The organism is Paenibacillus sediminis (assembly GCF_017873765.1).
In the GTDB taxonomy this organism is placed as follows: Bacteria; Bacillota; Bacilli; order Paenibacillales; family Paenibacillaceae; genus Paenibacillus_AG; species Paenibacillus_AG sediminis.
In genome coordinates, this window is sequence record NZ_JAGGKP010000007.1 from 115,130 (window position 1) to 141,974 (window position 26,845).

At 42.2% G+C, this 26,845-nt stretch carries 26 protein-coding genes; 11 read left to right on the top strand and 15 right to left on the bottom strand.

Annotation, left to right across the window (positions count from 1 at the left end):
* Positions 1–68 precede the first annotated feature (68 nt).
* Both J2Z20_RS13520 and J2Z20_RS13525 read right to left on the bottom strand, forming a co-directional pair.
* Positions 69–899, bottom strand: coding sequence for an undecaprenyl-diphosphate phosphatase (locus J2Z20_RS13520; RefSeq protein WP_209851189.1), 831 nt, complete (start codon positions 897–899; stop codon positions 69–71).
* Between the two features lie 73 nt (positions 900–972).
* Positions 973–2,409, bottom strand: coding sequence for a bifunctional metallophosphatase/5'-nucleotidase (locus J2Z20_RS13525; RefSeq protein WP_209851192.1), 1,437 nt, complete (start codon positions 2,407–2,409; stop codon positions 973–975).
* Between the two features lie 124 nt (positions 2,410–2,533).
* Here J2Z20_RS13525 and J2Z20_RS18145 point away from each other — a divergent pair, with 124 nt between their 5' ends.
* Both J2Z20_RS18145 and J2Z20_RS13535 read left to right on the top strand, forming a co-directional pair.
* Entirely contained in the window at positions 2,534–3,265 is a 732-nt protein-coding gene (locus tag J2Z20_RS18145; protein ID WP_209851195.1) for a molybdenum cofactor biosynthesis protein, read from the top strand.
* A gap of 77 nt (positions 3,266–3,342) precedes the next feature.
* Positions 3,343–4,392: an HD-GYP domain-containing protein gene (locus J2Z20_RS13535; protein WP_209851198.1), complete on the top strand. Its 1,050-nt coding sequence runs from the start codon at positions 3,343–3,345 to the stop codon at positions 4,390–4,392.
* Between the two features lie 152 nt (positions 4,393–4,544).
* Here the strand turns inward: J2Z20_RS13535 and J2Z20_RS13540 are convergent, their stop codons facing one another.
* The 7 genes from J2Z20_RS13540 to J2Z20_RS13570 all read right to left on the bottom strand — a co-directional run bounded on the left by J2Z20_RS13540 (position 4,545) and on the right by J2Z20_RS13570 (position 10,936).
* On the bottom strand, positions 4,545–4,658 hold the full coding sequence (locus tag J2Z20_RS13540; protein ID WP_209851201.1) for a YjcZ family sporulation protein: 114 nt from the start codon (positions 4,656–4,658) through the stop codon (positions 4,545–4,547).
* 212 nt (positions 4,659–4,870) lie between these two features.
* Entirely contained in the window at positions 4,871–6,268 is a 1,398-nt protein-coding gene (gene sufB / locus J2Z20_RS13545; protein ID WP_209851203.1) for a Fe-S cluster assembly protein SufB, read from the bottom strand.
* A gap of 35 nt (positions 6,269–6,303) precedes the next feature.
* Positions 6,304–6,723 (bottom strand): Fe-S cluster assembly sulfur transfer protein SufU, encoded by a 420-nt coding sequence (gene sufU, locus J2Z20_RS13550; protein ID WP_209851206.1) that lies wholly within the window; start codon positions 6,721–6,723, stop codon positions 6,304–6,306.
* Complete coding sequence (locus J2Z20_RS13555) at positions 6,710–7,936, bottom strand: cysteine desulfurase (protein WP_209851209.1); 1,227 nt, start codon at positions 7,934–7,936, stop codon at positions 6,710–6,712. The genes sufU and J2Z20_RS13555 overlap by 14 nt, the downstream gene beginning before the upstream one ends.
* Entirely contained in the window at positions 7,933–9,237 is a 1,305-nt protein-coding gene (sufD, locus tag J2Z20_RS13560) for a Fe-S cluster assembly protein SufD (protein WP_209851212.1), read from the bottom strand. The genes J2Z20_RS13555 and sufD overlap by 4 nt, the downstream gene beginning before the upstream one ends.
* A gap of 21 nt (positions 9,238–9,258) precedes the next feature.
* Complete coding sequence (gene sufC, locus J2Z20_RS13565) at positions 9,259–10,041, bottom strand: Fe-S cluster assembly ATPase SufC (protein ID WP_209851215.1); 783 nt, start codon at positions 10,039–10,041, stop codon at positions 9,259–9,261.
* A gap of 319 nt (positions 10,042–10,360) precedes the next feature.
* On the bottom strand, positions 10,361–10,936 hold the full coding sequence (locus tag J2Z20_RS13570; protein ID WP_209851217.1) for a DUF1802 family protein: 576 nt from the start codon (positions 10,934–10,936) through the stop codon (positions 10,361–10,363).
* A gap of 220 nt (positions 10,937–11,156) precedes the next feature.
* Here J2Z20_RS13570 and mtnK point away from each other — a divergent pair, with 220 nt between their 5' ends.
* Both mtnK and mtnA read left to right on the top strand, forming a co-directional pair.
* Positions 11,157–12,377, top strand: a complete 1,221-nt coding sequence (mtnK, locus tag J2Z20_RS13575) for an S-methyl-5-thioribose kinase (protein ID WP_209851218.1) — start codon at positions 11,157–11,159, stop codon at positions 12,375–12,377.
* Positions 12,374–13,468, top strand: coding sequence for an S-methyl-5-thioribose-1-phosphate isomerase (gene mtnA, locus J2Z20_RS13580; RefSeq protein ID WP_209851220.1), 1,095 nt, complete (start codon positions 12,374–12,376; stop codon positions 13,466–13,468). Before mtnK ends, mtnA begins: the two co-directional genes overlap by 4 nt.
* A 68-nt stretch (positions 13,469–13,536) precedes the next feature.
* Here the strand turns inward: mtnA and J2Z20_RS13585 are convergent, their stop codons facing one another.
* Positions 13,537–14,709 (bottom strand): copper amine oxidase N-terminal domain-containing protein, encoded by a 1,173-nt coding sequence (locus J2Z20_RS13585; protein WP_209851222.1) that lies wholly within the window; start codon positions 14,707–14,709, stop codon positions 13,537–13,539.
* 183 nt (positions 14,710–14,892) lie between these two features.
* A complete protein-coding gene (locus tag J2Z20_RS13590; protein ID WP_209851224.1) occupies positions 14,893–15,195 on the bottom strand; it encodes a YunC family protein in 303 nt (100 codons plus the stop codon).
* A gap of 209 nt (positions 15,196–15,404) precedes the next feature.
* Here J2Z20_RS13590 and J2Z20_RS13595 point away from each other — a divergent pair, with 209 nt between their 5' ends.
* Positions 15,405–15,917, top strand: a complete 513-nt coding sequence (locus J2Z20_RS13595) for a hypothetical protein (protein WP_209851226.1) — start codon at positions 15,405–15,407, stop codon at positions 15,915–15,917.
* A gap of 84 nt (positions 15,918–16,001) precedes the next feature.
* Here J2Z20_RS13595 and J2Z20_RS13600 read toward each other — a convergent pair whose 3' ends face one another.
* Positions 16,002–16,379 (bottom strand): DUF423 domain-containing protein, encoded by a 378-nt coding sequence (locus J2Z20_RS13600; protein WP_209851228.1) that lies wholly within the window; start codon positions 16,377–16,379, stop codon positions 16,002–16,004.
* 129 nt (positions 16,380–16,508) lie between these two features.
* On the opposite strand from J2Z20_RS13600, the gene J2Z20_RS13605 reads away from it, so the two are divergent.
* The 5 genes from J2Z20_RS13605 to J2Z20_RS13625 all read left to right on the top strand — a co-directional run bounded on the left by J2Z20_RS13605 (position 16,509) and on the right by J2Z20_RS13625 (position 21,604).
* Complete coding sequence (locus tag J2Z20_RS13605) at positions 16,509–16,928, top strand: hypothetical protein (protein WP_209851231.1); 420 nt, start codon at positions 16,509–16,511, stop codon at positions 16,926–16,928.
* A gap of 131 nt (positions 16,929–17,059) precedes the next feature.
* On the top strand, positions 17,060–17,914 hold the full coding sequence (locus J2Z20_RS13610) for a DegV family protein (protein WP_209851234.1): 855 nt from the start codon (positions 17,060–17,062) through the stop codon (positions 17,912–17,914).
* A 15-nt stretch (positions 17,915–17,929) separates the two neighbouring features.
* Positions 17,930–18,784 (top strand): DegV family protein, encoded by an 855-nt coding sequence (locus tag J2Z20_RS13615; RefSeq protein WP_209851237.1) that lies wholly within the window; start codon positions 17,930–17,932, stop codon positions 18,782–18,784.
* Between the two features lie 226 nt (positions 18,785–19,010).
* Complete coding sequence (gene yhbH, locus J2Z20_RS13620; RefSeq protein ID WP_209851240.1) at positions 19,011–20,168, top strand: sporulation protein YhbH; 1,158 nt, start codon at positions 19,011–19,013, stop codon at positions 20,166–20,168.
* Entirely contained in the window at positions 20,168–21,604 is a 1,437-nt protein-coding gene (locus tag J2Z20_RS13625) for a SpoVR family protein (protein ID WP_209851243.1), read from the top strand. The genes yhbH and J2Z20_RS13625 overlap by 1 nt, the downstream gene beginning before the upstream one ends.
* Before the next feature lie 57 nt (positions 21,605–21,661).
* Here the strand turns inward: J2Z20_RS13625 and J2Z20_RS13630 are convergent, their stop codons facing one another.
* Both J2Z20_RS13630 and J2Z20_RS13635 read right to left on the bottom strand, forming a co-directional pair.
* On the bottom strand, positions 21,662–22,669 hold the full coding sequence (locus tag J2Z20_RS13630; RefSeq protein ID WP_209851246.1) for a globin-coupled sensor protein: 1,008 nt from the start codon (positions 22,667–22,669) through the stop codon (positions 21,662–21,664).
* Positions 22,670–22,848: 179 nt separating this feature from the next.
* Positions 22,849–24,744, bottom strand: a complete 1,896-nt coding sequence (locus J2Z20_RS13635) for a PrkA family serine protein kinase (protein WP_209851249.1) — start codon at positions 24,742–24,744, stop codon at positions 22,849–22,851.
* 196 nt (positions 24,745–24,940) lie between these two features.
* On the opposite strand from J2Z20_RS13635, the gene J2Z20_RS13640 reads away from it, so the two are divergent.
* Positions 24,941–25,648 carry a DUF2161 domain-containing phosphodiesterase gene (locus J2Z20_RS13640; protein WP_209851252.1) on the top strand — a complete coding sequence of 236 codons (708 nt, stop codon included), beginning with the start codon at positions 24,941–24,943 and terminating at the stop codon, positions 25,646–25,648.
* A 31-nt stretch (positions 25,649–25,679) separates the two neighbouring features.
* Here the strand turns inward: J2Z20_RS13640 and J2Z20_RS13645 are convergent, their stop codons facing one another.
* Positions 25,680–26,336, bottom strand: a complete 657-nt coding sequence (locus J2Z20_RS13645) for a response regulator transcription factor (protein WP_209851255.1) — start codon at positions 26,334–26,336, stop codon at positions 25,680–25,682.
* Positions 26,337–26,845: the final 509 nt, after the last annotated feature.

Consider the following 26,845-nt stretch of genomic DNA (forward strand, 5'->3'; position numbering starts at 1 on the left):
TCACGGACAAAATGAATAACCCGTCCTTATTTCAAAGACGGGTTACTCTGCCTTAGTTCTTTGTTATATTAACGTATAACGAATAGCCAAAATATAGCTGCGAGAACGAAACGGTAATAAGCAAAGTGGCGGAGCTGAATCTTTTGAATCCATCTAAGGAAGCCAAGCACAACGATATATGCCACTACGAATGAAACGATAAATCCAACAATGAAATAACCGATCGTGTCCGCTGTGAAATTTTTATAAGAATCCAGCAGTTCATAACCGGAAGCAGCACACATAATCGGAATGGCAATCAAGAAAGAAAAATCTGAGGAAGCTTTGTAGCTAACCCCGCTTAGCATTCCTCCGGACATTGTAGATCCGGAACGAGAGAAACCAGGCCAAATGACAGATAAAATTTGATAGAGGCCAATAAGAAGAGACTGCTTGTACGAAATATCGTCAATCTCATGGGCAGTAACTTTTGCTTTGTTCTTCGAATACCACTCAGCAAAAATCATAAACAGACCGCCAACAACAAGTGCCCACAGTACCGTTGCGGTTGAACTAAACAACGATTTAATATAGTCCTTCGCAAAAAAAGCAACGATCAGCGCAGGTGCAATACCTAGAAAGACATGAATAATATTCAGTCTATTGCGAGGAGCTATCTTCTTCGAGATCGGCTCTGTGCGGTTAAATCCAAGTAAATTGGCAATACGCTCACGATACACTAAAGCAATCGCTAAAATGGCGCCTAACTGAATAACGACTTCAAAAGTACTAAGCAGCGGATCTTCTTGGTTATACCCAAATATCTTTGACGTTAGAATCATATGTCCAGTTGAAGAGACAGGAATAAATTCAGTTAATCCCTCTACGATCCCCAGTATAATTGCAATAAAAAAATCCATTTTTTCCTCCTCATATTCTTCTTCATTTTTGATTCAAATATATGCTTTCTTTGCGAACTCATGAATAACTTGTCTAAACCGAAATCCATCTAGACTGAAAGCTTTGATTAATAGCTTCGGGCGTCTGCAGCTCCATTCGAAGCAAATCTCTTATAAATTCAGGCAGCATATATTGTTTGTCTGTACTTTCCTTCAATCGCTCATAGCCAACCCCGAACGTAAACATATCTAATGTTCCAACATCATAGTAATGTTCAGGGTTCAGCATCTGGCCGTTAACTCGTACTTCAATTATTCTATCATAAGGTGTACGGTCCGGGTCAAATATAACCTTCATCCCATCTACACACAATGTGCCTAACACTTTGCCTCGAAAACCAAAGCCTTGAATCACCTTCATCGTATATTCTGGCAGCAATGATTGTTCTAAGCTGTATATAATATCACTGCCTTTAAGTTTGAGACGGACTGGATTTATGGGTGAAGGGCACAGTGCGTGCAGCATTTCCTCCGTGATTCGTCCTTGAGGAAGATTCCCTAACAGTTGCCCTGCATTAACTAACGAAATCTCACTGCCTGTGAAGCGTCTAACGGACTGAGCAAGCAAATTTCCAAACGCCGATTCATGGGTATAATCAATCGTAAGTGTACGATCCATTACAGTAACCGTACGATCTAGATTATCTCTGGCAAGCTTGCCATGAGCAGCAATAGCATCCGTGATCATCGTGTCTTCTTCTCCAGCGTCGACCGGAATCGTACCACCCTGAATGACATGCCAATGTCCAGATTCAGCTGACTTCTCAACGACTACTTTCCCTATAAATTGTCCGAACTTACCTGCAGCGCAAATAGCGGTTTTCCCAACAAATACAGGTTCTTCGAGCAAATGGTGCGTATGTCCGCCAAGAATGAGATCAATTTCAGGGCACGCTTTAGCAAGCCGCTGATCTGTATTAAATCCAAGATGTGACAATACCATAAGAAAATCATACTTGCCTTGTAACTTTTCGATTTCTGCTGTCAGCGCATGAATCGGATCAACGATATCCCAGCCAAGCAATCTATAGAAATCAGTGAATGGAGCAGTTGCTCCAATCATCGCAATTCGGCAGCTGCCTTTACGCAATATGAAATGTTCCAGCATCCATTTCGGCGTCTCGCCTGTCGTCATCTCGCGTACATTGCTGCATATCACAGGGCAGATCAGATCGCTGTACGTCTTCTCTAATGTACCCGGAGTAAAGGTCAATCCCTCGTTATTGCCGATTGTGATACCATCATAGCTCATTAGATTCAGCAGGTCCACATTTGCACCGCCTAGAGTCCCTTCAGTTTCGACAGACATTCGGTCCATATGATCTCCGATGTCTAATAGAATCACTTCCTCCTCAGCAGCCAGCTTGCGCTCCTGACGAATAAGAGCAGCGATCCGGCCAGCTCGCTCAAAATGACTATGTAAATCATTCGTATGAAGAATGGTAAACTTCTGATGTTCGAAGTCTGACATGAGTCGTGTCCCTCCTCTTCGAGTCATATCTTAGTTCAAATCTTTAAAGCCTTAGCATAACATTTTGAAGTAAAGAATGATATATTTGAAGAGTTAATAAGTTTTATAATGAGGTGGAACCCTGATGGATCACAATATCATTTCAATACATCTGTTTGCAGGATTAGCCGAACGACTGCGCACTTCTGTTCTTCAATTTCCTATTCAAGAAACTGGCATAACAGTAGAACAATTAAAATTACGTCTTTGTGAGTCGTACGCTGATGCATCACAGCTCATATCGATCTCTTTTGTCGCCGTCAATCAGCAGTACGCTACTAAGGATACCATGATCACTCCTAATGATGAAGTAGCTCTTATTCCCCCAGTTTCTGGAGGGGACGGAACTTCGAAGGACACTTACAGCTCAGATGACGGATTATACACAATAACGTCATTGCCCTTATCTGTTGAAGAAATATCTAAAAAAGTCATTACCGCAAACCACGGTGCAACGCTGTCCTTCATTGGAACGACTCGTGAGATGACTGGAGAACTGCGAACCGTCTATCTTGAATATGAAGCGTACATACCGATGGCACTATCTATGATGCAGCAAATTGGCGATGAAATTGAGGGAAAATGGCCAGGTACACGTATCGCTATTGGACATCGAATCGGAAAAGTCGACATCACCGAGATCAGTGTCGTTATCGCCGTCTCTTCCCCGCACCGGAGCGAATGTTATGAAGCCAGCCGCTACGCAATCGATCGCCTTAAACATATCGTTCCTATTTGGAAGAAGGAGATTTGGGATGACGGATCAGAATGGCAAGGGCATCAGTTAGGACCTTGGGACCCAACGGCTTCCATCTAAAGAACTAGTTATTGTCAATCTATATATTAACTGCTATGATTGATAGTAAAATTATGTATATAGAGGTGCGTATTCCCTTGAGAGCACATGTTACCGAAATTAAACCAGGGGACGTTTTGCAAACTGACACATTCAACGAGTATGGCCTCCATGTTCTTCCTAAAGGAACAAAACTAGGTCAGGACGACATTTCAAAATTATTTCAATTTGGAATTGATTACGTTGATATTGAAGTAAGGCAAACGGACATTACGGTTCAAACGCCGAGTTCGATTGCTGAAAACGTCCACAAAGCAAAAGCGTCTATCGATCAAGCAATGGACGGGTTTGAACAATTATTCTTGGAAGCGTTATCCACTGGCAAAATTAATGAATCCGTGGTAGATGATACGCTTGAACCTTTAGTTGATCAATTAGTTGGTCAAAGTGACGTCGTTTCTCTGCTTCTCATGGTAAACGATGATGACGACTACACCTATAAACACTCGATGCAAGTGAGCATGCTGTCTTATTATATCGCTGGCTGGCTTGGATATTCCAAAGAAGAAGCTTACGCCGCCGGTAAAGCGGGATACTTGCATGATATCGGTAAATCTCTCATTCCTTCCGAAATTCTAAAAAAACCAGGCAAACTAACACCAGAAGAATTCGAAACAATGAAGCTTCACACCACATACGGCTATGACATTATTATGGATTCAATTGGAGATGAACGAACAGCGCTTGTCGCCCTTCAACACCATGAACGCGAAGATGGAACGGGTTATCCTAAGCAGCTCCGAGAGGGCGAAATTCATCCTTTCGCCAAAATCACTGCTGTTGCTGATGTATATAGTGCAATGACATCGAATCGGATCTATCAGAGCAAACGTGAACTGTTATCCGTTTTACAAGAAATGTTCGAGCTTAGCTTTGGCAATAAATTGAATGCAACAGCAACCCAAGTCTTCATTCAACATATGCTACCTAACTTCATTGGGAAGAAAGTTGTCTTAACGAATGGCGAGACAGGCACGATTGTGATGACAAATCCTGCTGATTTCTTTAGACCGCTCATTCAGACAGAACAACGTTTTACGGATTTATCCAAAGAGCGCAGCATCGCAATAGAACGTGTATTTATCTAATTTCATATTCAGAGACAATAATAAAGCAGGTTCCTTTTGAATGAGGAACCTGCTTTGTGATGTGATATTAATTCAAGAAAAAAACACTGCCAGCAATTAAGCCGGCAGAGTTAGACTGGAGAAAGGGGAACTAATGGCTGCTAATCAGTTAATCAATATAGAATAGTACGTGCGATGATAACTAACAAAATAAAGAGAACTAATATGGCACCTGTTGATGTAAACATCCCATGTCCGTATCCATATCCTCCAACGGCTCCACCCATGTATATCCCTCCTTCAGATTTAAGGTACATCATAAAATATGTACAAAAAAAGAAAATGCGAGGGGTATTGTCCCTAAAGTTTAAAAAATAAAGAAAAGAAGCCAGTGTAAAAATAAAATACGTGTCCGAGCGACTTGAACACAATAGTGTGAAAGTCACAGCAGACACGTATTTACAAATTACATATAAGAGTGAAGACGATACAACAAGAATTACCCGATACTGCCTTCCATTTCGAACTTGATCAAGCGGTTCATTTCTACTGCATATTCCATAGGAAGTTCTTTCGTAAATGGCTCAATAAAGCCCATAACGATCATTTGGGTCGCTTCAGCTTCAGTCAAGCCGCGGCTCATCAAATAGAACAATTGCTCTTCAGACACTTTGGATACGGTAGCTTCATGCTCCAAAGTAACGTTATCATTCATAATCTCGTTATAAGGAATCGTATCTGAAGTCGATTCATTATCAAGAATGAGCGTATCACATTTAATGTTCGATTTAGCACCTTCTGCATTGCGTCCGAAGGAAGCAAGACCGCGGTATGTTACTTTACCGCCATGTTTACTAATCGATTTAGAAACGATTGTAGATGTTGTGTCCGGTGCAAGGTGAATCATTTTCGCACCAGCATCTTGATGCTGTCCTTTACCTGCAACAGCGATAGATAATACGCTGCCTTTAGCGCCGCGGCCTTTCAGGATAACGGCTGGGTATTTCATGGTCAATTTGGAACCGATATTGCCATCGACCCATTCCATCGTTGCGTTTTCTTCTGCAACCGCACGTTTGGTAACCAGGTTGTAAATGTTAGGCGCCCAGTTTTGAATCGTTGTATAACGAACGCGAGCATTTTTCTTAGCGATAATTTCGACAACGGCACTGTGCAAGGAGTTCGTGCTGTATATTGGAGCTGTACATCCCTCAACATAGTGTACGAAGCTGTCTTCATCCGCAATAATGAGCGTACGTTCGAATTGACCCATATTTTCGGAGTTAATCCGGAAGTAAGCTTGAAGGGGAATTTCACATTTAACGCCTTTTGGAACATAAATGAAGCTTCCGCCGGACCATACTGCACTGTTCAGTGCTGCGAACTTATTGTCCGCTGCCGGTACAACTGTACCAAAATATTCTTTAAAGATTTCCGGATGCTCTCTAAGCGCAGTATCTGTATCTGTAAAGATAACACCTTGCTCTTCGAGATCTTTTTGCATACTGTGGTAGACAACCTCAGATTCATACTGAGCAGAAACGCCGGCCAAAAATTTTTGTTCTGCTTCAGGAATACCGAGCTTATCGAATGTTTCTTTAATTTCTGCAGGAACCTCTTCCCACGTTTTACCTTGCTTTTCAGAAGGTTTTACATAATATTGAATATCGTTGAAATCAAGCTCATCGAGATTGCCGCCCCAACGAGGAAGCGCCATCTTCTCAAATTGCTCTAGTGATTTAAGGCGGAAATTAAGCATCCACTCAGGCTCACCTTTAATGCGGGAAATTTCTTCAACGATTTCACGGCTAAGCCCTTTACCGGACTGGAAGACCGCTTTGTGCTCATCCCTAAAACCGTATTTGTACTCTTCTATTTCAGGTGCCTTTTTAGCCATATTTCTCAACCTCCCTATTTCATTAGTAGTTATTATTAATCGTTGTTAATGCCCTTTTTGAGTGCATTCCAAGCGAGTGTTGCGCATTTGATGCGGGCAGGGAATTTATTAACGCCTGACAATGCTTCAAGGTCTTCATATTCGTCAAAGTCCACCTGCTCGCCTTGCATCAGTTTAGAAAATTTATCGGCAAGGTCGAGAGCTTGCTCCATCGATTTACCTTTAATAGCTTCTGTCATCATAGATGCCGAAGACATGCTGATGGAACATCCCTCGCCCATAAATCTAGCGTCTTGTACAACACCGTCTTCAACTTTAAGCTGCAACGAAATTCGATCACCACAAGTTGGATTGTTCAAATTTACGGTAACAGCATCATCTTCAAAAGCCCCTTTATTACGAGGATTTTTATAATGATCAATAATCACACGGCGGTATAAATCATCGAGTTGCATCGCCAAAATACTCCTTTGTCTGGATTAAGGCGTTGATCAGACGGTCAACATCTTCTCTAGTATTATACAGGTAAAAGCTCGCTCTTGCAGTAGAATTTACATTAAGCCAGCGCATCAGCGGCTGGCAGCAATGATGCCCTGCACGAATCGCGATACCATTCGAATCGAGTATAGTGGCTACATCGTGTGGATGAATGCCATCCAAGTTGAAGCTGACCAAGCCGACCGTACGATTGCGAGGGCCGTGGATCGTGAGTCCTTCAACCTCTGAGAGCCGTTCCAGTGCATATTCTACAATCTGACGCTCGTGACGGTCGATCTCATCGAGTCCAATCTCTGTTAAGAAATCAATCGCTGCACCAAGTCCTACAGCTCCTGCAATGATTGGCGTACCGCCTTCAAATTTCCAAGGAAGCTCCTTCCATGTCGATTCATATAGACCTACGTCATCAATCATTTCACCGCCAAACTCAATCGGCTCCATATTATTCAGAAGCGACTTTTTGCCATAAAGTACGCCAACACCTGTTGGTCCGCACATTTTATGACTTGAGAATGCGTAGAAGTCGCAATCGAGATCCTGCACATCTACTTTCATATGCGGCGTGCTTTGAGCACCATCAACAACCATAACTGCACCATGCCGATGCGCTATTTCTGCAATTTGTTTAACAGGGTTGACTACACCGAGCACATTAGATACATATGCAACAGATACGATTTTTGTTCGATCAGTGACAGTCTTCTCTACATCTTCTAGATTAATGCTGCCGTCTTGCTGGAGCGGTAAATATTTAAGCGTCGCGCCTGTCGCCTTAGCGACTTGCTGCCAAGGGATGAGATTGCTGTGATGCTCCATAGGAGTAATGACAATTTCATCACCTTCGCCGCATACAGAACGGCCATAAGATGAGGCGACTAAGTTGAGCGCCGTCGTAGTGCCTCGCGTAAAAATAATTTCTTGTGTATGTTTCGCATGAATAAAACGAGCAACCTTCTCACGAGCGCCTTCATAAGCGTCTGTCGCTCGGCTTCCAAGCGTATGAACACCACGGTGAACGTTAGCATTATCCCGCTCGTAATAGTGCTTTACGGCCTCGATTACTGCGCGTGGCTTTTGTGAAGTCGCTGCATTATCCAAATATACGAGCGGATGACCATTAACCTGTTGATTTAATATTGGAAATTGCTCGCGAATCCATGCAGTGTTCATTGTCCCAGCTTCCCTTCAACTAAGGTTTGGAGTTGATTTTGAAGAAGCTCAAGCGGAATTTCAGAAACAACTGGTGCTAAGAAACCGTAGATGACAAGTCGCTCTGCCTCCTCACGTGAAATACCGCGAGACATTAGGTAGTAAATTTGTTCTACATTGACTTGACCTACAGAAGCCGCGTGACCTGCCTTAACATCATCCTCATCAATAAGCAGAATTGGATTTGCGTCCCCGCGTGCTTTAGGACTGAGCATAAGCACTTTTTCAGTTTGCTCGCCGTTAGCTTTCGTAGCGCCTTTTTCAATTTTCGTAATACCATTAATGATCGCGCTTGCTTCTTCACGCATTACTGCACGTGTAATCATTTGGCTTTCGGAGCTTTTACCAAAATGATTTGCTCTTGTTGTGTAGTTCAGTTTTTGTGAACCAGAGCCTACAGCAATCACTTTAGTATCGGAGTTAGAACCGTTGCCTTTAAGCAATGAGTGAGTATCACTCATTGTGTTCCCGTTATTCATTTCTCCGACGATCCATTCGATGTTAGCATCATTGTCTAGAACTGCGCGGCGGTAAGTAAGTTCTGTCGTTTGCTCGCTCATCGCATGAACTGTTGCATATTGTACTTTCGCGCCCGATTTAACGAACACTTCTACAATCCCGTTATGCACAAGCTCACCGTTCGTTCCATTCGATAAGTAGTTATCTACATAAGTTACGCGGCTGTTGCTGTCTGCAATGAGAAGAACGTGCGGAGCAAATGTTGCTGATGCATCGTCATTGAAAAATACAGCTTGCAGAGGGACATCGACTTCAACATTTTTAGGGACGTATAGAAATACGCCGCCATTCCATAGTGCTACATGAAGCGCTGTAACCTTGTTCTCATCTGCCTTAACAGCTGTGAACAGATGTGCTTTCACCAGATCGCCATGTTCTCTTACAGCCGTTTCTAGATCTGTGAAAATAACACCTTTACCTTTTAAATCTTCAGACAGCTTAGTGAATACAACGCTCGAATTGCGTTGAACAATCAAATTGCTGTTTTCATTAGCTTGAATTAAGTTTCTGACCGATTCAGGCAATTCGTCGACGGATTTAATTAATCCGCTTTGTTTATATGATCCATAATTTTGCAAGTTCCAACGATCAATTCTTGTTTTTTCTACTTTGGGCAGTTCCAGTTGACCTGCTAACTCCAATGCTTTGGTGCGGCTTTCTGTCAGCCACGCAGGTTCTTGTTTTGACTTCGACAGGGCCGTCAGCGTCTCAGTGTCAACCGGAAGAGTTGTTTGTGTTGTCATATACGATTCCTCCTCCTTAACTTACGCTTCTTGACCTACAGTTTCGTCTACAATACCTAGTTCTTCTTTAACCCAATCATAGCCTTCAGCTTCCAGGCGTTCAGCAAGTTCAGGACCGCCGGATTTTACGATACGTCCTTGCATCATGACGTGTACAAAATCAGGTTTTACATAGTTAAGCAAACGTTGATAGTGAGTGATAATGAGGAAGCCGCGCTCTTCACTGCGCATTGCATTTACACCGTTCGCAACAATTTTGAGTGCGTCTATATCAAGACCAGAGTCGATTTCGTCCAAAATAACGATCTTCGGTTCAAGCAGCATCATTTGCAAAATTTCGTTACGTTTTTTCTCACCGCCTGAGAAACCTTCATTTAAATAACGATGAGCGAACTCAGGATTCATTTCGAGCTCTTTCATTTTGCTTTCCATTTGACGGATAAATTTAATGAGCGAAATTTCATTGCCCTCTTCGCGGCGAGCATTAATTGCACTGCGCAAGAAGTCAGAGTTCGTTACACCAGCAATTTCACTTGGATATTGCATTGCCAAAAACAGACCTGCACGCGCACGCTCGTCTACTGCCATTTCAAGCACATCTTCGTCGTTCAAAGTTACTTTACCAGCAGTAACTTCATATTTAGGATGTCCCATCAAAGTTGAAGCCAGCGTACTTTTACCTGTACCGTTCGGTCCCATGATCGCGTGAATTTCTCCGCCCTTTATTTCAAGATTAATTCCTTTCAGAATTTCCTTGCCTTCGATTGTACTTTTCAAGCCTTCAATGACGAATTTTGTTGACATGCTTTATTTTCCCTCCATTTAATATTGTTAGCATTCATAATAACTGAAATAGCATATATAAACAGAGAATTCAGCTCTCTGGTTACATGTAGATCATAATAAATATCAGATTAGAATAATTTTAATTGATTCTCACTGATTCTCATCTATTTTATAATAAAATGAAATCATTAGCAACAAGACAAGCCTTGCATTAACCTAATTTTCATACTATAAAAGTTTGACAAAGATGAATTGAATTCATACCTTGCCAGTGTACGTATGAACCGCAAAAAGCAAGTACTGACTTTCATGAAAGTCCAGTCTTGCTTTTTCGTAGTTAGCTATAGTTGAGTGCTTCTTTAATGGACCGAATATGTGATGCAAACTGTTCATCGCTAAGCACTGGTGTATATTGATTTGAATGTAAAGCAAGCGGTACTGATATCCACGATTTACATCCAAGGTACTCATCTTCAATTGGAATTTCGACTGGATTGTCCAGCCGATATACCCGAACTAGAAGGACATGCAGAGGACTTTTACGCTTCCAACGCAGCCGCTGGTCTGCAAATTCATCCGTCCACATATGTAATTCGCGCAGTCGTCCAAGCTGCTTCTCATCTTGAATCTCAAGATCCTCTATGACTTCTGCATACGCCTTAATCATTACATTTTTCTGTTCAGAAGACCAGTTCTCTAGTGATAAATCAACCAATTGTTGATATGAAGGTTTAATCAATTCTTTCCGCTGATGCTCATATGTCGGATACAAATAAAAGGAATGACTTTTAAGTTCAAAATGTTTCGTCTCCTCTTCAATACCGCCCTTACGCATCAGCAATATTTGACTTCCTCTTTCGAGCGCCTGCACCGTAGAAGCCCACTCTTTAAGAGCTAATGAAGTTTGTTCCATCGTCCGTTCCCCCTTGTCTTTACCTTTAATCTGATTATATCGCTTCCATACTAAGGAGACAACGGTACTGCTGTATCTGTTCATGATGATCAATCTAACATTAAAAAAGGATTTAAAAGTACATACTTTTCCGATATACTAACTGTACTAACTAAAATGAAAGCGCAGAAATTGACATTATTCGGCGGTTTCATTCATTACTTTGGAGGTGACTGTTGCCTTGACTCAATATCATCCATTAACTATTCAAGACGCTATCTCTCTTGCGAAAAAAATACCCGGCCATTTCCGTAAGGATGCCGAGCTTAGCTGCCGTGAAATCGGCGATGGTAATTTAAATCTAGTGTTTCATATTACTGATGAGAATGGCAAGAGCATTATTATTAAACAAGCTCTGCCTTATGCAAAGGTCGTCGGAGAATCTTGGCCGCTTAGTTTGGACCGGGCACGCATTGAAAGTGAAGCTCTGAATATCCAGCACAGCATCTGCCCTGATCTGGTGCCGCAAGTCTTCTATTCCAATCGTGAACTCGCTATTACCGTAATGGAAGATCTCAGTGATCATACGATTATGCGTAAAGGTCTTATCGAAGGAACTGCTTATCCGCTGTTTGCTAAGCATATTGGTCGTTTCCTCGCTAGAACGCTGTTCTATACTTCCGATCTTGGCATGAATCAGCAAGAAAAGAAAGAACGTGTGAAGCAATTCATTAACCCGGACTTGTGCAAAATTACGGAAGATCTCATATTCGAGGATCCTTACCGTGATTCGCCGAACAACAGCTTTTCAGAAGACATTCGCGATGAGGCGGAAGCATTATGGAACGATACAGAGCTTCATCTAGAAGTTGCCCTTCTGCGCGAGAAATTTCTAACGCATGCCGAAGCTCTCATTCATGGAGATTTACATACAGGCAGCATCTTTGCTACACCTGAGTCTACGAAAGTGATTGATCCTGAGTTCGCATATTACGGACCTATGGGATTTGATATTGGGGCGGTCATCGCCAATCTGCTGCTCAACTATTCGGCACAGCCTGGTTGGAGCAGCGATGAACAGACATTACACGAACGCCGTGAACGTCTGCTTCGCATGGTAAGTGATGTTTGGACCGAATTTGAAACGAATTTCAGAGCTTTGTGGAATGAAGAAGTCTTAGATATTACAGCCAAAACGCCTGGCTATCAAGATCTCTATGTTCAAAAAATACTTCGCGACGCAATTGGATTCGCCGGCTGCAAAATGGTACGCCGCATTGTCGGCCTCTCTCACGTAGCGGACATCGATACGATAGAGGAGCTCGCTATCCAAGAACAAGCAAAACGCACTGCACTTGCGATTGGTAAAAGTCTAATCAAAATCAATCGCAACGCTGTTTCCATTGGGGAAGTGATTCAGAAGGCAGAACAAGCTGCACAGCAAAAAGGAGTTCGAGTATGAGTTTGAAAAGCATCAAGGAAGCAGCAACCAGCAAAACAGCTTTTGAACCGCTGCTGTCTCTGCGGTGGGGCGAAGACAAGCTCATTATGCTTGATCAGCGTCTTCTACCGGATTCAATCGTTATGTTAGATTTATATACACCCGAAGAAGTCTGGGAATCGATTCATGCTATGAAAGTGCGCGGCGCACCTGCTATCGGCATTGCAGCTGCTTACGGGGTCGTTCTGGCTAGTAAGGATTTCGGCGGTAATCAAATGAATGACTGGCTAAGCCACGTATTAAAAGCAGCCGATTATCTTGCTACTTCCCGTCCTACTGCCGTGAACCTATTCTGGGCGCTTGATCGGATGAAGGCAAAAGCTGAACAAATTGCACAATCTGCTGCGGGTGATGTCACGACATGGCATACAGAATTATTGTCAGAAGCGATCGCAATCCATCAAGAAGACGAAGAAGTATGCCGCAAAATTGGAGAGAATGCATTGCCGCTTTTTAAAGACGGAATGGGAGTTCTAACCCACTGCAACGCAGGCGGACTTGCAACAGCTAAATACGGAACCGCGCTTGCGCCAATGTATTTGGCTCATGAACAGGGCATTAAATTTAAAGTGTACGCTGATGAGACTCGTCCAGTACTGCAAGGTGCAAGACTGACAGCCTTTGAACTGCAGCAAGCAGGTATTGACGTCACGTTAATTACTGACAACATGGCAGGTATGGTCATGTCAAAAGGATGGGTTCAAGCCATTATTGTCGGCACAGACCGCATTGCTGCCAATGGTGACGTAGCCAACAAAATCGGCACCTACAGCCTTGCTGTATTAGCCAAAGCACATGGTATCCCGTTCTATGTCGCTAGTCCGCTATCGACCATTGACTTAAGTACGCCAACAGGAGCGCATATTCCGATCGAAGAAAGGCCGGCCAGTGAAGTGACTGAAGGCTTTGGCAAACGAACTGCTCCGGAAGGCATTAAAGTATTTAATCCAGCATTTGACGTTACTCCAAACGAATATGTAACTGCGATTATTACGGAAAAAGGGATTGTTAAGGCGCCATTCAAAGACAATCTAGCTGCCTTATTCAACTAAATTCAATAAAAAAAGGTATCCTTCGAGTCAATGCGGACTCAGAGGATACCTTTTAAATTTAATGCTATTTACTCTTGTGAACCATCAATGATGTCGTAGATGAGCCAATTACCATTCGAAGATTTTACAACCCAGTAAAGTGATTGGTACTTATCTGCCTGACCATAGCTGTCATCTGTCTCTTCTGCATAAACAACGGCATCCGTACCGGTATACTCTACAATTTTCATAGAATCAGCGATAATATGTGTTTTATTGTCTTTAAAATAACCAGAATCCGCTAATTCTTTGTAAAAATCGCGATACGGGGAGTCAGGATCCAGCGCAGACAAAATGATATTGAGGTCGCCTTTATTGAAGCCGTCATATTGGTCATTCAGCGGTTTCGTAATAGCACTCTTCTCATTTTCCGGTACGTTTGGCTGACCTTTTATTAATTCATCAGTAATGTAGTTAATGTCAACTAGATCGTATGAATATTGCTTCCAGCTTCCAGCTGTCGATTTCTTCAGTGTAATCTCATATGTTTGTACAGAATCCCAGAAGAATGGGCCGCCTGATCGTTTTTCCGTTTTATCTACTGTAACGATTGCTGTATTCCCAAAAACTTTTACATTAGTCACGCTACCAAATGATATATGTCTTTGAAACTTGTCATAGAGCATTTGATACATTTCTTTGTCTTGTTCCAAATCCGGAGATTTCGGATCGATCAATTGCATCGTCTTCGTTAAATCACGTGCATTCTCAGCAGCTGCAAACTTAACAAAAAATGAATTGACTTCCTTCGTCACTTTCGTAACTACCGACTGTCTATCAATTTTAATCGTGCGAGCTTTCGCATCCCATAGAACAGGATATCCTGTTGACTCCGCAATAAAACGAAGAGGAACTAACGTATTGCCGCCTGTAATAAACGGAGCTTCTTGAAGGGAATTCTTGCCTCCGTTCACATAAGCTGTTTTAGAGTTGATCGTTAATTGCAGCTTTTGGCCGCCTGCTGTTGCAGCAACTTGTTTCGTCTTCGCGTCCCAGCTCACATCATAACCTAAGCTTTGGAACAACGGTTTAAATTGAACGAACGTGATTCCATTTTTAATGACGGGAGCAATCTGGAATTTCATTTCTTTCTGATCTAACCAAACGCGAATTGGCGATTGTGTACTTGCGGCGGCTTGAGCGGTTGCAGCAAAGATGATGAAGAAAATAACCGCTAGAAGCCCAGCTTTTGTCTGTCTCATGATGTCTCTCCTTTATGTATAAAAGTACTTCATTAACGGTACAGGAGATCATCCCTATAAATCAAGCATTATGTCAATAAATTAACCTGTTAATATGTTACATGTAATGTAATATTTATGTATGTATTCGTAAAAAGAAATAGGGCCATCGGCCCCGTTGTTGTCGTGCAAAATTGCAATAAATTACAGCATCTTAATAAGTGCTTCTTCGCCCTTCATACCAGGAATAATTCCCAGTTTTTCAGCCTCAATGGTTACGGATTCAATAGGCGCTTCAAGAAGTTGCTGCAATGTCCGTACACCTACCGCTCGTGCTGCAATAATGCCGCGATCCTTAAGCTTTTCATTGAGCAATCCTACATCTAGTGCACCGCACATGATGTACCCTCGCTCGGTTGTGACGGCAACTAAGGTTGTTTTAGGAAGCTTCACTTCAACACCGATGACAGTCACATCACCGATTACAATCGGTTCTATCGTGACCAAAGTTAGACACCTCCCTAAGATGTACTCAACATAACTTATGCCATAACGACTAGATGCGTGAGATTACACGAGCAAATATTACCATATTTATACTAATTTAGAGGTTCGGAGGTTTGAAAATTGTAAGTCATTAGGACTATGAAAATTAACCAATTGATGGTATATTTAAAGGGCTTACAAGACATATTAGATTTTCACCCGGGGGAATTATGAAAAGGAAACAATCTACTCAAGAAGAAGTTGGATTTTTATTTAATGTTGATATTCTAATTAAAAGCTCAACAAATGCTCTTGCAATGCAAACTTTGCTTGAACTTCTGAACAGCGATGATTCCGTCGCAGATTTTCGTATTAAATCAGGAATGGAACTTGGAGAAATTATTGATGCTACACTGAAAGCGAAGAGACAGTCTCTCATTAAAAAAACGGCAGAGTCAAATGTGAAGACAAGCACTCCTGATCATGCTGCAAAAGCAACCGTTCAGGAATCTCCTAAAGCCAAAGACGAAGCTCCATTTGATGTACAAAATTGGCTCGATGGATTTATTCATGACAACCGTTTGGTGCGGCTATTCATTAACAAGCATGGCAAGCACGCGAGTATACCATGCCGCATTTTAAATTACGATCTAAGTAACCAATTAGTAAGTGTATATCATGTAGATGAGAAACAAGTATATTCCTTTAAACTGAATGAAATTGATGAAATTGTAAACACTTAACGATCCCTCAAAACAGATTATAACTACAAATTAAGCAGTCCATCCGTCCTTCATTCAAGGCTGCGGAAGACTGCTTTTGTTCGTTTACTTCTTAATGCTGACCGCTGCGGCTGCAAACATCAGCCATCCTGCAATGAAAGATACGCCGCCGAGTGGAGTAATCGCTCCTAATATGCGAACTCCCGAAATACTTAGCACGTACAAACTGCCCGAGAATAAAATAATACCAACAAACAGCAGCCGTGCTGCCCACAGCAATTTGCGCGATTCGCCCCACTGTCCTGCAGCAAGCGCGATTAGGATTATGCCGATGGCATGTATCATATGATACTGCACGCCTGTGTGATAGACTTCCATCATTTCTGAACTAATGTGCGACTTCAAAATATGCGCCCCGAAAGCTCCAATAGCTACCGAGAGCATCGCCATAACCGCACCAATTTGAATATACCTACGCTGCATGTCATTTCCCAGCTCCTTTTTACAAGTCCTCTTTATTTTACTCTATTGTGAAAGGTATTTTCCACTAGCCCCCAAGTTTTGTGTATAGTAAAATGAATAAATACGGTATAAAGGAGAGATTTACTTTACATGGAAAATCATTTTTCCGAAATGGAATCATCACCTCTAAATGTATCTCCAGCTATGGAACAGCCTGAAAAACTCAAATTCTCCGGTCTTGGAATCGCTTCATTCGTGTTAAGTTTAGTCGGTATTTTGGGGTCCATCGTTTGTTCTGTCATCGTAGGTGTGCTTGTAGCAGATCACATTTCCGGTAACAGCCTTGACATGGATATGGGGGCAACGGATGGTCAGCTAATGTCCATCGGATTTACCGCCATAGGATTTTTATTCTTTATTTTGCTTAATGTGATCGGTTTAGTGCTGGGTATTATCGGTCTCGCGATGAAAAATCGCAAAAAAGTATTCGCGATTGTCGGAACAGTTCTAAATTCGTTAGTTATTTTAGGCATTGCTCTGCTCGTCATGATTAGCGCTGCGTTGCAATAGCCATACGGAAAGTCTGCTTAAGCTTATATAGCCGCGGCAGACTTTTTTATACTTCTCACATTCCATTCTTGTCTCTGATATATTATTCTAGTAATAGCGTGATGAAGTACTTTTATGGAAGGAGAGTATACATGACACGCATTAAAATTTTCGCCGACAGCACATGTGACCTGCCAGAGGATTTGATTAAGCAGCATCATATCGGTATCATTCCTCTATATGTCATCTTCGGTGAACAGTCTTACAAAGATGGTGTTGACATCACTACTCCCCAGCTCTATGAGAAAGTCGAGCAGCTTGGAAGTCTTCCGAAGACGGCTGCACCTTCACCAGCTGATTTTATGGAATCATTCAAGCCGTTTATAGAACAAGGGCAGGACATTCTTTACATTAGCTTATCTTCTGAACTATCTTCAACTTATCAGAATGCACAGATTGCTGCAGATGAGTTTCCTGAGGGCCGAGTCACTGTATTCGATTCCCTCAACCTATCTACAGGAATAGGTCTGCAAGTCATGAAGGCCGTTGATGCTGCGGAAAAAGGATCTACAGTGTCCGAAATTGTTGAGCTATTACATAATGTAAGACCACAAGTAGAGACGGAGTTTGTCATTGACTCTCTTGATTATTTATATAAGGGCGGCCGCTGCTCAGGCATGCAAAATATTGTAGGTAGCTTGCTCAAAATTAGACCTGTGATCAAAGTGATTGATGGAAAAATGACTCCCGCATACAAAGTTCGTGGGAAACGGGAAAAAGCAATTGAACAGCTTCTTAACAATACCCTAGACAAAATTGATCAAATGGATGGGGATACGATATTCGTAACCCACTCACTCGCTGATGATGATGCAGCAAATTTACAACAAATTTTACGCGAGAAGACAGGTGCCAGACGCGTAATTACTTCCAATGCAGGCTGTGTGATTTCAAGCCATTGCGGCGAGAAGACTATCGGCATATTATTTACTAAGAAAGTATTATGACTAAGGGAGATGTACATGCCGCAAATTAAAATTTTTGCCGATAGTACTAGTGATTTACCTAAAGATTGGATTCGCAAGTATAACATCGGAATTGTTCCGCTCTATGTCGTATTTGGTGATAAATCGTTCCGAGACGGTGTCGATATGACACCGGAAGATCTATACCGCAAAGTGGATGAAAGAGGAAGTTTGCCGAATACAGCTGCTCCTTCACCTGCTGATTTCTTAGCTGCATTCCAGCCCTATATTGACCAGGGAGATCAAATTTTATATATCAGCCTCTCATCCGAGATTTCTTCGACGTATCAAAATGCAGTAATAGCTGCAGGCGAGTTCCCAGAAGGTACAGTTACCGTATTTGATTCTTTAAATGTATGTAGCGCCTTTGGGCTTCTTGTCATGAAAGCGGTGCGTGCGGCCGAGGAAGGTAAGAGTGTCCCTGAGATTGTAGAGCTTCTGCAGGCCGTAAGACCACAAATTAAATCCGAAATTCTTATTGATACGCTGGAATATTTGTATAAAGGCGGACGACTCTCCGGTATGCAAAATTTAATTGGGAGCTTGCTGAAAATCCGTCCAATCGTTAATGTCGTTAATGGTAAATTGAACTCGGCAAATAAAGTTCGCGGCAAACGCGAAAAGGCACTCATTCAAATATTGCAAAATACGCTGAGTAACCGGGATGAAATGGATAACGATCTCATCTTCGTTGCTCACACGATGGCTGAAGAAGATGCGAAATGGCTTCAAAGCAAGCTCCAAGAAGAGACCTCCGTTAGAGAGGTTGCGATCTCTGAAGCTGGCTGCGTTATTTCAAGCCACTGTGGACCAAAGACGATTGCGATTTTTTATGCGAAAAAAGTAAAATAAAATAGGTGGTTAATGTAAATACAAAAGAGCTTGTTATCTTAGGATAGCAAGCTCTTTTTGTGAATTGCTTTAACTATAATGATATATCTCCCATATATCCTTGAAGTAAGACGATATTATTCAGCTAACGCCATCACATATCATCCTCTCTGGTGAATATACTTGATTAACAACAGTCCAAACCAAAACTGAGCTGTCTACTTTTCACTGTGGGAGGTGCTCGCTAGTGTATTCACCGGATCAACATCTGTTTGTTGTATCGCAAGAGGACTGGTCTTTACACCGTAAAGGCTATCAAGATCAGCGCCGGCATCAGCAGAAAGTCAAAGAAGTCATTAAACAAAATTTGCCGGACCTCGTAACCGAAGAAAATATTATTATGTCGGATGGAAAACAAATCATTAAAGTGCCTATTCGGAGTTTAGACGAGTACCGATTTATTTATAATTACCAAAAGCAAAAGCATGTAGGTCAAGGAGATGGTGACAGTCAGGTCGGGGATGTACTTGGGAAGGACCCTACTCCTCAGCCTGGAAAAGGTGAGAAAGCCGGAAATCAACCTGGTCATGATTATATTGAAGCCGAAGTTGACATTGAAGAACTTGAAGAAATGTTGTTTCAAGATATGGAGCTCCCTCACTTGAAACAAAAAGATCGAGATGAGATCGAGACACAGTCCATTCGCTTTAACGATGTTCGGAAAACAGGGATGATGTCCAATATTGATAAAAAACGGACGATTCTTGAAAACTTGCGGCGGAATGCAACAAACGGTAATCCTGGTATTCATGGAATTAGTCCTGATGATCTCAGATATAAGACATGGGAAGATATCATTGTCCCTCGATCAAATGCCGTCATAATCGCGATGATGGATACCTCTGGATCCATGGGCTCCTTCGAGAAATACTGTGCACGCAGCTTCTTCTTCTGGATGACTCGCTTTCTCCGCCGTCAATATGAGAAGGTCGAAATTGTGTTCATTGCGCATCATACAGAAGCAAAGGAGGTAAATGAGCAAGAGTTTTTCACCCGCGGCGAAAGCGGCGGAACGATTTGCTCCTCTGCATATGCCAAAGCACTTGAAATCATCGACAGCCGCTATCCTCCTTCCAGTTACAATATTTACCCATTCCACTTCTCAGACGGCGACAATTTAACGTCGGATAACGAACGCTGCGTGAAGCTCATTGATGAACTGCTTAAGCGAAGCAATATTTTCGGATATGGTGAAGTCAATCAATATAACCGGAGCAGTACACTGATGGCAGCCTATCGTTATATTAAAAAGGAACAATTCATGTACTATGTCATTAAAGAGAAGGGAGAAGTGTACCAAGCGCTTAGAAGCTTCTTTCATAAACGGGAAGGGAGTGCGGTCTAATGCAGGATGATCACCGTGAGCTTGAACGTGCTATTGCCGAAATTATGGAAATTGCGGATGGATTCGGCCTTGATTACTATCCAATGCGCTTTGAGATTTGCCCTGCTGACATCATCTATACTTTTGGTGCATATGGAATGCCTACCCGCTTCAGTCATTGGAGCTTTGGAAAAAATTTCAATAGAATGAAGCTGCAATATGACTTCGGGCTTAGTAAAATATATGAGCTCGTCATTAACTCCAATCCATGCTACGCCTTCCTATTAGATGGGAACTCCCTCATTCAGAATAAATTGATCGTCGCCCATGTGCTCGCGCATTGTGATTTCTTCAAGAACAACTATCGATTCTCTGCTTCGAACCGCAACATGGTTGAGAGTATGGCAGCGACAGCTGAGCGTATTAGCCGGTATGAGCTCGAGCACGGTACAGAAGCTGTGGAGTCATTCATCGATGCAGTGCTTGCTGTACATGAACATGTAGACCCTCAGCTCATTAAACCACAGCAGCTCGACAAGCAGCGTTATATGGAGCTAAAGCAACGTGAGCAGAAAGAGAAAGAATATAAATACCGCGAGCCAGGTCGATACGACGACTTATGGAATCTAGATGACAAACCAAAAGCGTCAGACCAAAAAGTTATAAAGATCCACCGATTCCCCCCAGAGCCGGAGAAAGACGTCGTCTGGTTCATTCAGCAATTCTCGGAGGTACTCGAAGACTGGCAGCGAGATATCATGAGTATGCTCCGTGATGAAATGCTGTACTTCTGGCCGCAGATGGAGACGAAGATCATGAACGAAGGCTGGGCTTCCTACTGGCATCAGCGGATTGTGCGTGAGCTTGATTTAACAAGTGATGAGACGGTTGAATTTGCGAAACTGAATGCATCGGTTGTGCAGCCGACTAGACATAGCCTTAACCCTTATTATGTAGGACTAAAAATTTTCGAGGATATTGAACGGCGCTGGGACCAACCAACGAAAGAGGAACAAGATCGATTCGGGCGAGTACCTGGCAGGGGCAGAGAGAAAATTTTTGAGGTTCGCGAGTTCGATTCAGATCTCTCTTTCATCCGTAATTATTTATCGAAGCAGTTAACAGAGGATCTTGATTTATATGTGTTCGAAAAGAAAGGCCCTGAGTGGAAAATTACTGATAAAACTTGGGAAAACATCCGAGACCAGCTTGTTCTATCTCGTGTAAACGGCGGATTACCTTATTTGGTTGTGCAGGATGGAGATTATTTGCGAACCGGCGAGCTTGTGCTGAAACATCAATATGAAGGAATTGAGTTGGATCTCAAATATATGGAGCGCACCCTTCCGTATGTAAACCAACTATGGGGCAGAACGGTTCATCTAGAGACAGTTGTGGAAGATAAAAAGGTTCTTTTTACTTATGACGGGAAAAAGCATTACCGAAAGTTTTTATAACCCATCCCAAATAAAAGGGGCACAGCAGTTGCTGTGTCCCTTTCTACATTCCCCTTATTAAGCACGTCTTTGCAATTGTTCCAAGTCGGTAGCGACTTTCTCAATCATTTCGACGAAAGATACTAACTCTTGCGAGCTTGCTGCCTGCTCACGGGCATTTACCGTAATTTTCTCCGACTCATTTTGTACGATTGTTAGTTTACGAAGAATACCTTCGACAATCGCTTGAATTTCCTTTTGCGCCTGTCCGGAGTTAGAGGCTAATTTTCTTACCTCGTTGGCAACAACCTCAAAGCCGCGGCCTTGTTCTCCTGCATGGGCAGCTTCAATTGCGGCATTCAGACCAAGCAAATGAGTCTGCGACGCGATTTCTTCAATTAATGTACTCATTTGGCTAATTTGATTCACTTCGATATTGAGCTCTTCCATAAGACTATTTGCATGATCTTGTGAATCAGCAGTCGTTAACGCAGAAGATGCAATGGACTGTGCACTTTGGTTCAGCTCGACAATCATCGCCGTTAAATTTTGAACCACATTTGTCACGGTTTGAAGCATTTGCTCTTTCTCTTCCGCGAGATCTTTCAATATTTCTTTTTCCTTTTTCTCATAAGCTTCGAGCACTAATTGAGAATCAAGGTTGAACATTTTAGATAATGCATGTACGACATTGTACCAATGAGTTGGAACAGCCTCTTTCAAGAGAGAAGTCGCAATATCTAAGTAAACCATATACGTACCTAGATACCAGTCTGTGGTGAGGCCAATTCTCGAATGCACAAGACCAACGCGAATGCGATTTTCGATAAAAGCTTCATCAATTGTACCTGCCGCAAGAGACATCCAATAGTCACGCTGTGTCGATTTGAGACGTTCAATTGTACTATGCTTCGAAATGATTTCCATAAGTGCTGGTTGTTGTTCAATGTGCTCGTAGATCTGATCAACTACCTTTTCTGCAACAATCTCAAAAATAGGTTGATTCGCTGCTAACAGCTGCAAGTCTTCTTCCTTTAGACCAATGAAATCTAACTGTTTTTTTCGCTCTGATGAAACATTTATCATACGACTTTTGTTCCTCTCTCTCTCTCTGCGTCATAATAGACAATATCCATACGGATATTATATTACTCTGACCAGCTTTAACAAGGATAATGAATGATAATTTAGAAAATATTAGTCGATTTATACAGAAAAAAATCCCCTTATAGTAATAAAAAGGAGATTTGTTAAATTATGTTCATTTAGCGATTCAATAAACTTCCTACATACCGGAGCAATTCATTGGCGCAAACAGGGCAGTAGCCATGATCGTCAATGAGCCTTTTGCTCACTTCATTAATTCGTTTTAGCTGATTTTCATCAGGAGTTTTCGTAGAAGTTGTAATTTTCACAATATCTTTAAGGTCTACGAACAATTTCTTCTCAATCGCTTCTTTAAGTCGTTCATGGCTTCTGTATTCGAACTTGTGCCCTTTACGTGAGTACGCCGAGATACGAATTAGTATTTCCTCACGAAAAGCCTTCTTCGCATTTTCCGATACGCCAATTTGCTCTTCAATCGATCGCATAAGACGCTCATCCGGATCCATTTCCTCGTCTGTAAGCGGGTCACGAAGTTTCGTCCAATTGCAAAATGCCTCTATGTTATCCAGATAATTTTCAAATAACGTTCTCGCAGACTCCTCAAAGGAATAGACAAATGCCTTCTGTATTTCTTTCTTGGCTAGATCATCATACTCTTTGCGGGCAACGGCGATAAAATTCAAATATCTTTCCCGATCTTCCTTAGAAATGGATGCATGCTGATCTAATCCGTCTTTAATCGCTCGAAGCACGTCTAGTGCGTTAATGCACTGAAGATCTTGTTTAATTAAAGCGCTCGAAATTCGATTAATGACATACCGTGGATCTACACCCGACATCCCTTCCTCTGAATACTCACTCTGCATTTCCTTAAGATCGGCTTCTTTATACCCTTCAACTTCCTGACCGTCATACAACCGCATTTTCTTGACTAAGTCCATCCCTTGCTTCTTCGTCTCCTTAAGCCTCGTTAGAATGGAGAAGATAGCAGCAGAACGGAGTGCATGAGGTGCAATGTGGATATGGTTCATATCACTTTGATGGATTAATTTGGAGTAAATTTTTTCTTCTTCCGATACTTTCAAATTGTACGGAATAGGCATGACGATCATCCGGGACTGAAGCGCCTCGTTCTTCTTATTGGCAATAAACGCCTTATACTCTGCTTCGTTCGTGTGTGCCACGATCAATTCATCAGCACTAATTAACGCGAAGCGGCCTGCTTTGAAATTTCCCTCCTGCGTTAACGACAATAAGTTCCACAGAAACTTCTCATCGCATTTCAGCATCTCTTGAAACTCCATCAGCCCTCTATTCGCCTTGTTTAATTCGCCGTCAAAACGGTAAGCGCGTGGATCGGATTCTGAGCCGTATTCTGTAATGGTAGAGAAATCAATACTTCCCGTAAGATCTGCAATATCCTGTGATTTCGGATCGGACGGACTAAATGTACCGATACCGACACGCCCTTCTTCGGAGATCAATACACGGCGCACTGGCACTTTCTCAATATCACCCCCGTACTCCGTTTTCAGCCGCAACTGGCAAGCCGGACACAGGTTACCTTCGATACGTATTCCGAGCTCTGTTTCTACCTCAGGCCGAATTTCCAGCGGGATCAAGTGCAGCGGCTCCTCGTGCATTGGGCACCCATCGATTGCATACACCGCGCCTTTGTCTGTTCTTGAGAACTTCTCAAGACCGCGTTTTAGTATAGTGACGATCGTCGACTTCCCTCCGCTGACTGGTCCCATGAGCAATAAGATCCGTTTGCGGACATCCAGCCTTCTTGCTGCAGAGTGAAAATACTCCTCTACTAATTTTTCGATCGCTCGGTCTAATCCGAAAATTTCTTCGTCAAAAAATTTGTATCGCTTATGCCCATGAATTTCTTCAATACCATGAGACTTTATCATTTCGTACACACGGGCATGGGCAGTCATAGCAGGAGTAGGATCAACCTTCAGAAGTTCGATATAATCTTTAAAAGTACCGCTCCATTCCAGACGATCACTCTCTGCTCGATAGGCTGCTACGCGCTTAAAAATATCCATGCTTGGTACCTCCCATGCTTCCATTATGAATTTAGCATTCACACCAAACTAAAGGTAACGGAACAAGCACTCTATCAATAAAAAAGTGTACTACATAACTATGCGGGTTCTTGGGTTTAGTTGACCAATTTTTCACCGTTTTAGGAAGTCTTCATGTGATATAATCGGTTTAACAAACAACAAAGGAGAAGGCATCATGGCCGTAAGGCATGAAACGGAGCTGTACAAGCCAATAAAAAATTTTTTTGAAATTCGCGGATACGAAATCAAGAGCGAAGTGCGCCATTGTGACCTGGTCGGAATGAAGCAAGGTGAAGAGGAACCGCTTATTGTGGAAATGAAAAAAACGTTCAATCTTCCGCTGCTGCTGCAGGGAATGGAACGCCTTAAGCTAAGCTCTAACGTCTATTTAGCTGTTGAACGAAATCGTCATAAAAAAGGAGCTCACAATCAGCGCTGGAGCGAAATTACGGCGCTATGCCGCAAAATTGGTGTCGGTCTGATTACGGTTACTCATTTTAAAACGAAATCTCCATTTGTCGAGATTCTATGTGAACCTTCCGCTTTTGCATCTTCCAAACCGATCGTTAAGACGAGGCAATCGCGACTGGTACAAGAGTTCAAAGAGCGAAGCGGAGATTACAATGTGGGCGGCAGCCATGGTCAAAAAATAGTAACGTCCTACCGTGAGAAAGCACTTCGGGTCGCACATGCGATGCGTGATGGGACGCCGATGAGACCTTCTGTAGTTCGAGACTTAAGCGGTACATCAAGCGCTGCAGCCATTTTACAGCGTAACTACTACGGATGGTTCGAACGGGTATCACGGGGACTGTACGTACTTACACCTGCTGGTAAAGAAGCTCTGGAGGAATATCATTATGTAATTGAAGGTCGCTTATAGTTTATTCGTCACTTCCAAGCTTCCCGATTTTTTACATGTACAGTTCTCTATTTTCCCGAAAATAAAGCGTATATTTCTCTATCGCCTGAGCTCGGCTTGTTACCGCTAGTTTTACATAAATTTTGCGCAAATAATTATCTATAGATCGTCTGCTGACTTGAAGTTCCGCTGCAATTTTATCGTAGGTAACGCCTTGCACAATCCGATCCATAACCTTCATTTCGGTTTCTGTTAGCGGGAAACTGCCTTCATCAGGTTTTGGCATTGGCAAAGGCCATACTCCCTGCTTAAGCCACATTAGCGGAATAGTAGTTACCCCTTCACGTAAACCTGCAATTAGATGGAGCAGTTGCGCTGGAGATGCTTGTTTGGAAATAATTCCGCTTGCCCCTCGAGCCATCAACAATTGAAAAATAGAGAGATCTTCTGAAGAAGTTAGAATAATATAATGACTGTCAGGGGAGCGGTGTTTCATTTCTGGAAAAATGGTTTCTGCCGTACCCTCAGACAATTGGTAATCTAATAAGACCAAATCCGGCTGCAGCTCTGCTACGAGACGAATTCCTTCCACCGAAGTAGAAGCCATCCCCTCAACGATCAGATTCTCCTGTTCTTCCAATATTAATTTGGTGCCAATCTTAATCGTGGGATGATCGTCAATAATGACTACACGCCAAACTTGATTCATTTCGTAACCCCCTAAATCATAGCACAAAAGTGCGTTAATCGTTATATATAAGAAGTTAATAGAATAATTACAAATCTAACCAGATTGATTGTATCCTAGGTGTTCTATACGTTGCAATCTCTTTTTACCTAATGACGATCAACTTTTGGTTTATTTTTCTTGTTCAGCTAGAGTATAATAAGGGGTAGTTTACTAGGAGGTGTTCTTCTATGTCTTTCTCAGTGGTGTTCTGGATCATTTTGGTAACCTTCGTGCTGTTTCTAACTGGTATCTTCACTGCAGGATATAATGAAGATAAAACCAAAGGCTTGTAAGGCATAAAGCTCCTTCACAAATGAGGGGGCTTTTTATTTTCTCAAAAAAAAGCACCATGAGGATATCATTGAACTGAACCCCGAATAGTAGACACTTTAAAAAAAAAGTGGATCTATTCGGGGTTTTTTGTTTTTTCTAGCTCAAAACCCCGTTATACTAAAATGTATGAAGTAAATCGGGAGAAGTTATTATGA

Bases quoted from the DNA above. Each gene is read 5' to 3' on its own strand.
- J2Z20_RS13520 (WP_209851189.1), bottom strand. From the start codon at position 899: ATGGATTTTTTTATTGCAATTATACTGGGGATCGTAGAGGGATTAACT.
- J2Z20_RS13525 (WP_209851192.1), bottom strand. From the start codon at position 2,409: ATGTCAGACTTCGAACATCAGAAGTTTACCATTCTTCATACGAATGAT.
- J2Z20_RS18145 (WP_209851195.1), top strand. From the start codon at position 2,534: ATGGATCACAATATCATTTCAATACATCTGTTTGCAGGATTAGCCGAA.
- J2Z20_RS13540 (WP_209851201.1), bottom strand. From the start codon at position 4,658: ATGGGTGGAGCCGTTGGAGGATATGGATACGGACATGGGATGTTTACA.
- sufB (WP_209851203.1), bottom strand. From the start codon at position 6,268: ATGGCTAAAAAGGCACCTGAAATAGAAGAGTACAAATACGGTTTTAGG.
- sufU (WP_209851206.1), bottom strand. From the start codon at position 6,723: ATGCAACTCGATGATTTATACCGCCGTGTGATTATTGATCATTATAAA.
- J2Z20_RS13555 (WP_209851209.1), bottom strand. From the start codon at position 7,936: ATGAACACTGCATGGATTCGCGAGCAATTTCCAATATTAAATCAACAG.
- sufD (WP_209851212.1), bottom strand. From the start codon at position 9,237: ATGACAACACAAACAACTCTTCCGGTTGACACTGAGACGCTGACGGCC.
- sufC (WP_209851215.1), bottom strand. From the start codon at position 10,041: ATGTCAACAAAATTCGTCATTGAAGGCTTGAAAAGTACAATCGAAGGC.
- J2Z20_RS13570 (WP_209851217.1), bottom strand. From the start codon at position 10,936: ATGGAACAAACTTCATTAGCTCTTAAAGAGTGGGCTTCTACGGTGCAG.
- mtnA (WP_209851220.1), top strand. From the start codon at position 12,374: ATGAGTTTGAAAAGCATCAAGGAAGCAGCAACCAGCAAAACAGCTTTT.
- J2Z20_RS13585 (WP_209851222.1), bottom strand. From the start codon at position 14,709: ATGAGACAGACAAAAGCTGGGCTTCTAGCGGTTATTTTCTTCATCATC.
- J2Z20_RS13595 (WP_209851226.1), top strand. From the start codon at position 15,405: ATGAAAAGGAAACAATCTACTCAAGAAGAAGTTGGATTTTTATTTAAT.
- J2Z20_RS13600 (WP_209851228.1), bottom strand. From the start codon at position 16,379: ATGCAGCGTAGGTATATTCAAATTGGTGCGGTTATGGCGATGCTCTCG.
- J2Z20_RS13605 (WP_209851231.1), top strand. From the start codon at position 16,509: ATGGAAAATCATTTTTCCGAAATGGAATCATCACCTCTAAATGTATCT.
- J2Z20_RS13610 (WP_209851234.1), top strand. From the start codon at position 17,060: ATGACACGCATTAAAATTTTCGCCGACAGCACATGTGACCTGCCAGAG.
- J2Z20_RS13615 (WP_209851237.1), top strand. From the start codon at position 17,930: ATGCCGCAAATTAAAATTTTTGCCGATAGTACTAGTGATTTACCTAAA.
- J2Z20_RS13625 (WP_209851243.1), top strand. From the start codon at position 20,168: ATGCAGGATGATCACCGTGAGCTTGAACGTGCTATTGCCGAAATTATG.
- J2Z20_RS13630 (WP_209851246.1), bottom strand. From the start codon at position 22,669: ATGATAAATGTTTCATCAGAGCGAAAAAAACAGTTAGATTTCATTGGT.
- J2Z20_RS13635 (WP_209851249.1), bottom strand. From the start codon at position 24,744: ATGGATATTTTTAAGCGCGTAGCAGCCTATCGAGCAGAGAGTGATCGT.
- J2Z20_RS13640 (WP_209851252.1), top strand. From the start codon at position 24,941: ATGGCCGTAAGGCATGAAACGGAGCTGTACAAGCCAATAAAAAATTTT.
- J2Z20_RS13645 (WP_209851255.1), bottom strand. From the start codon at position 26,336: ATGAATCAAGTTTGGCGTGTAGTCATTATTGACGATCATCCCACGATT.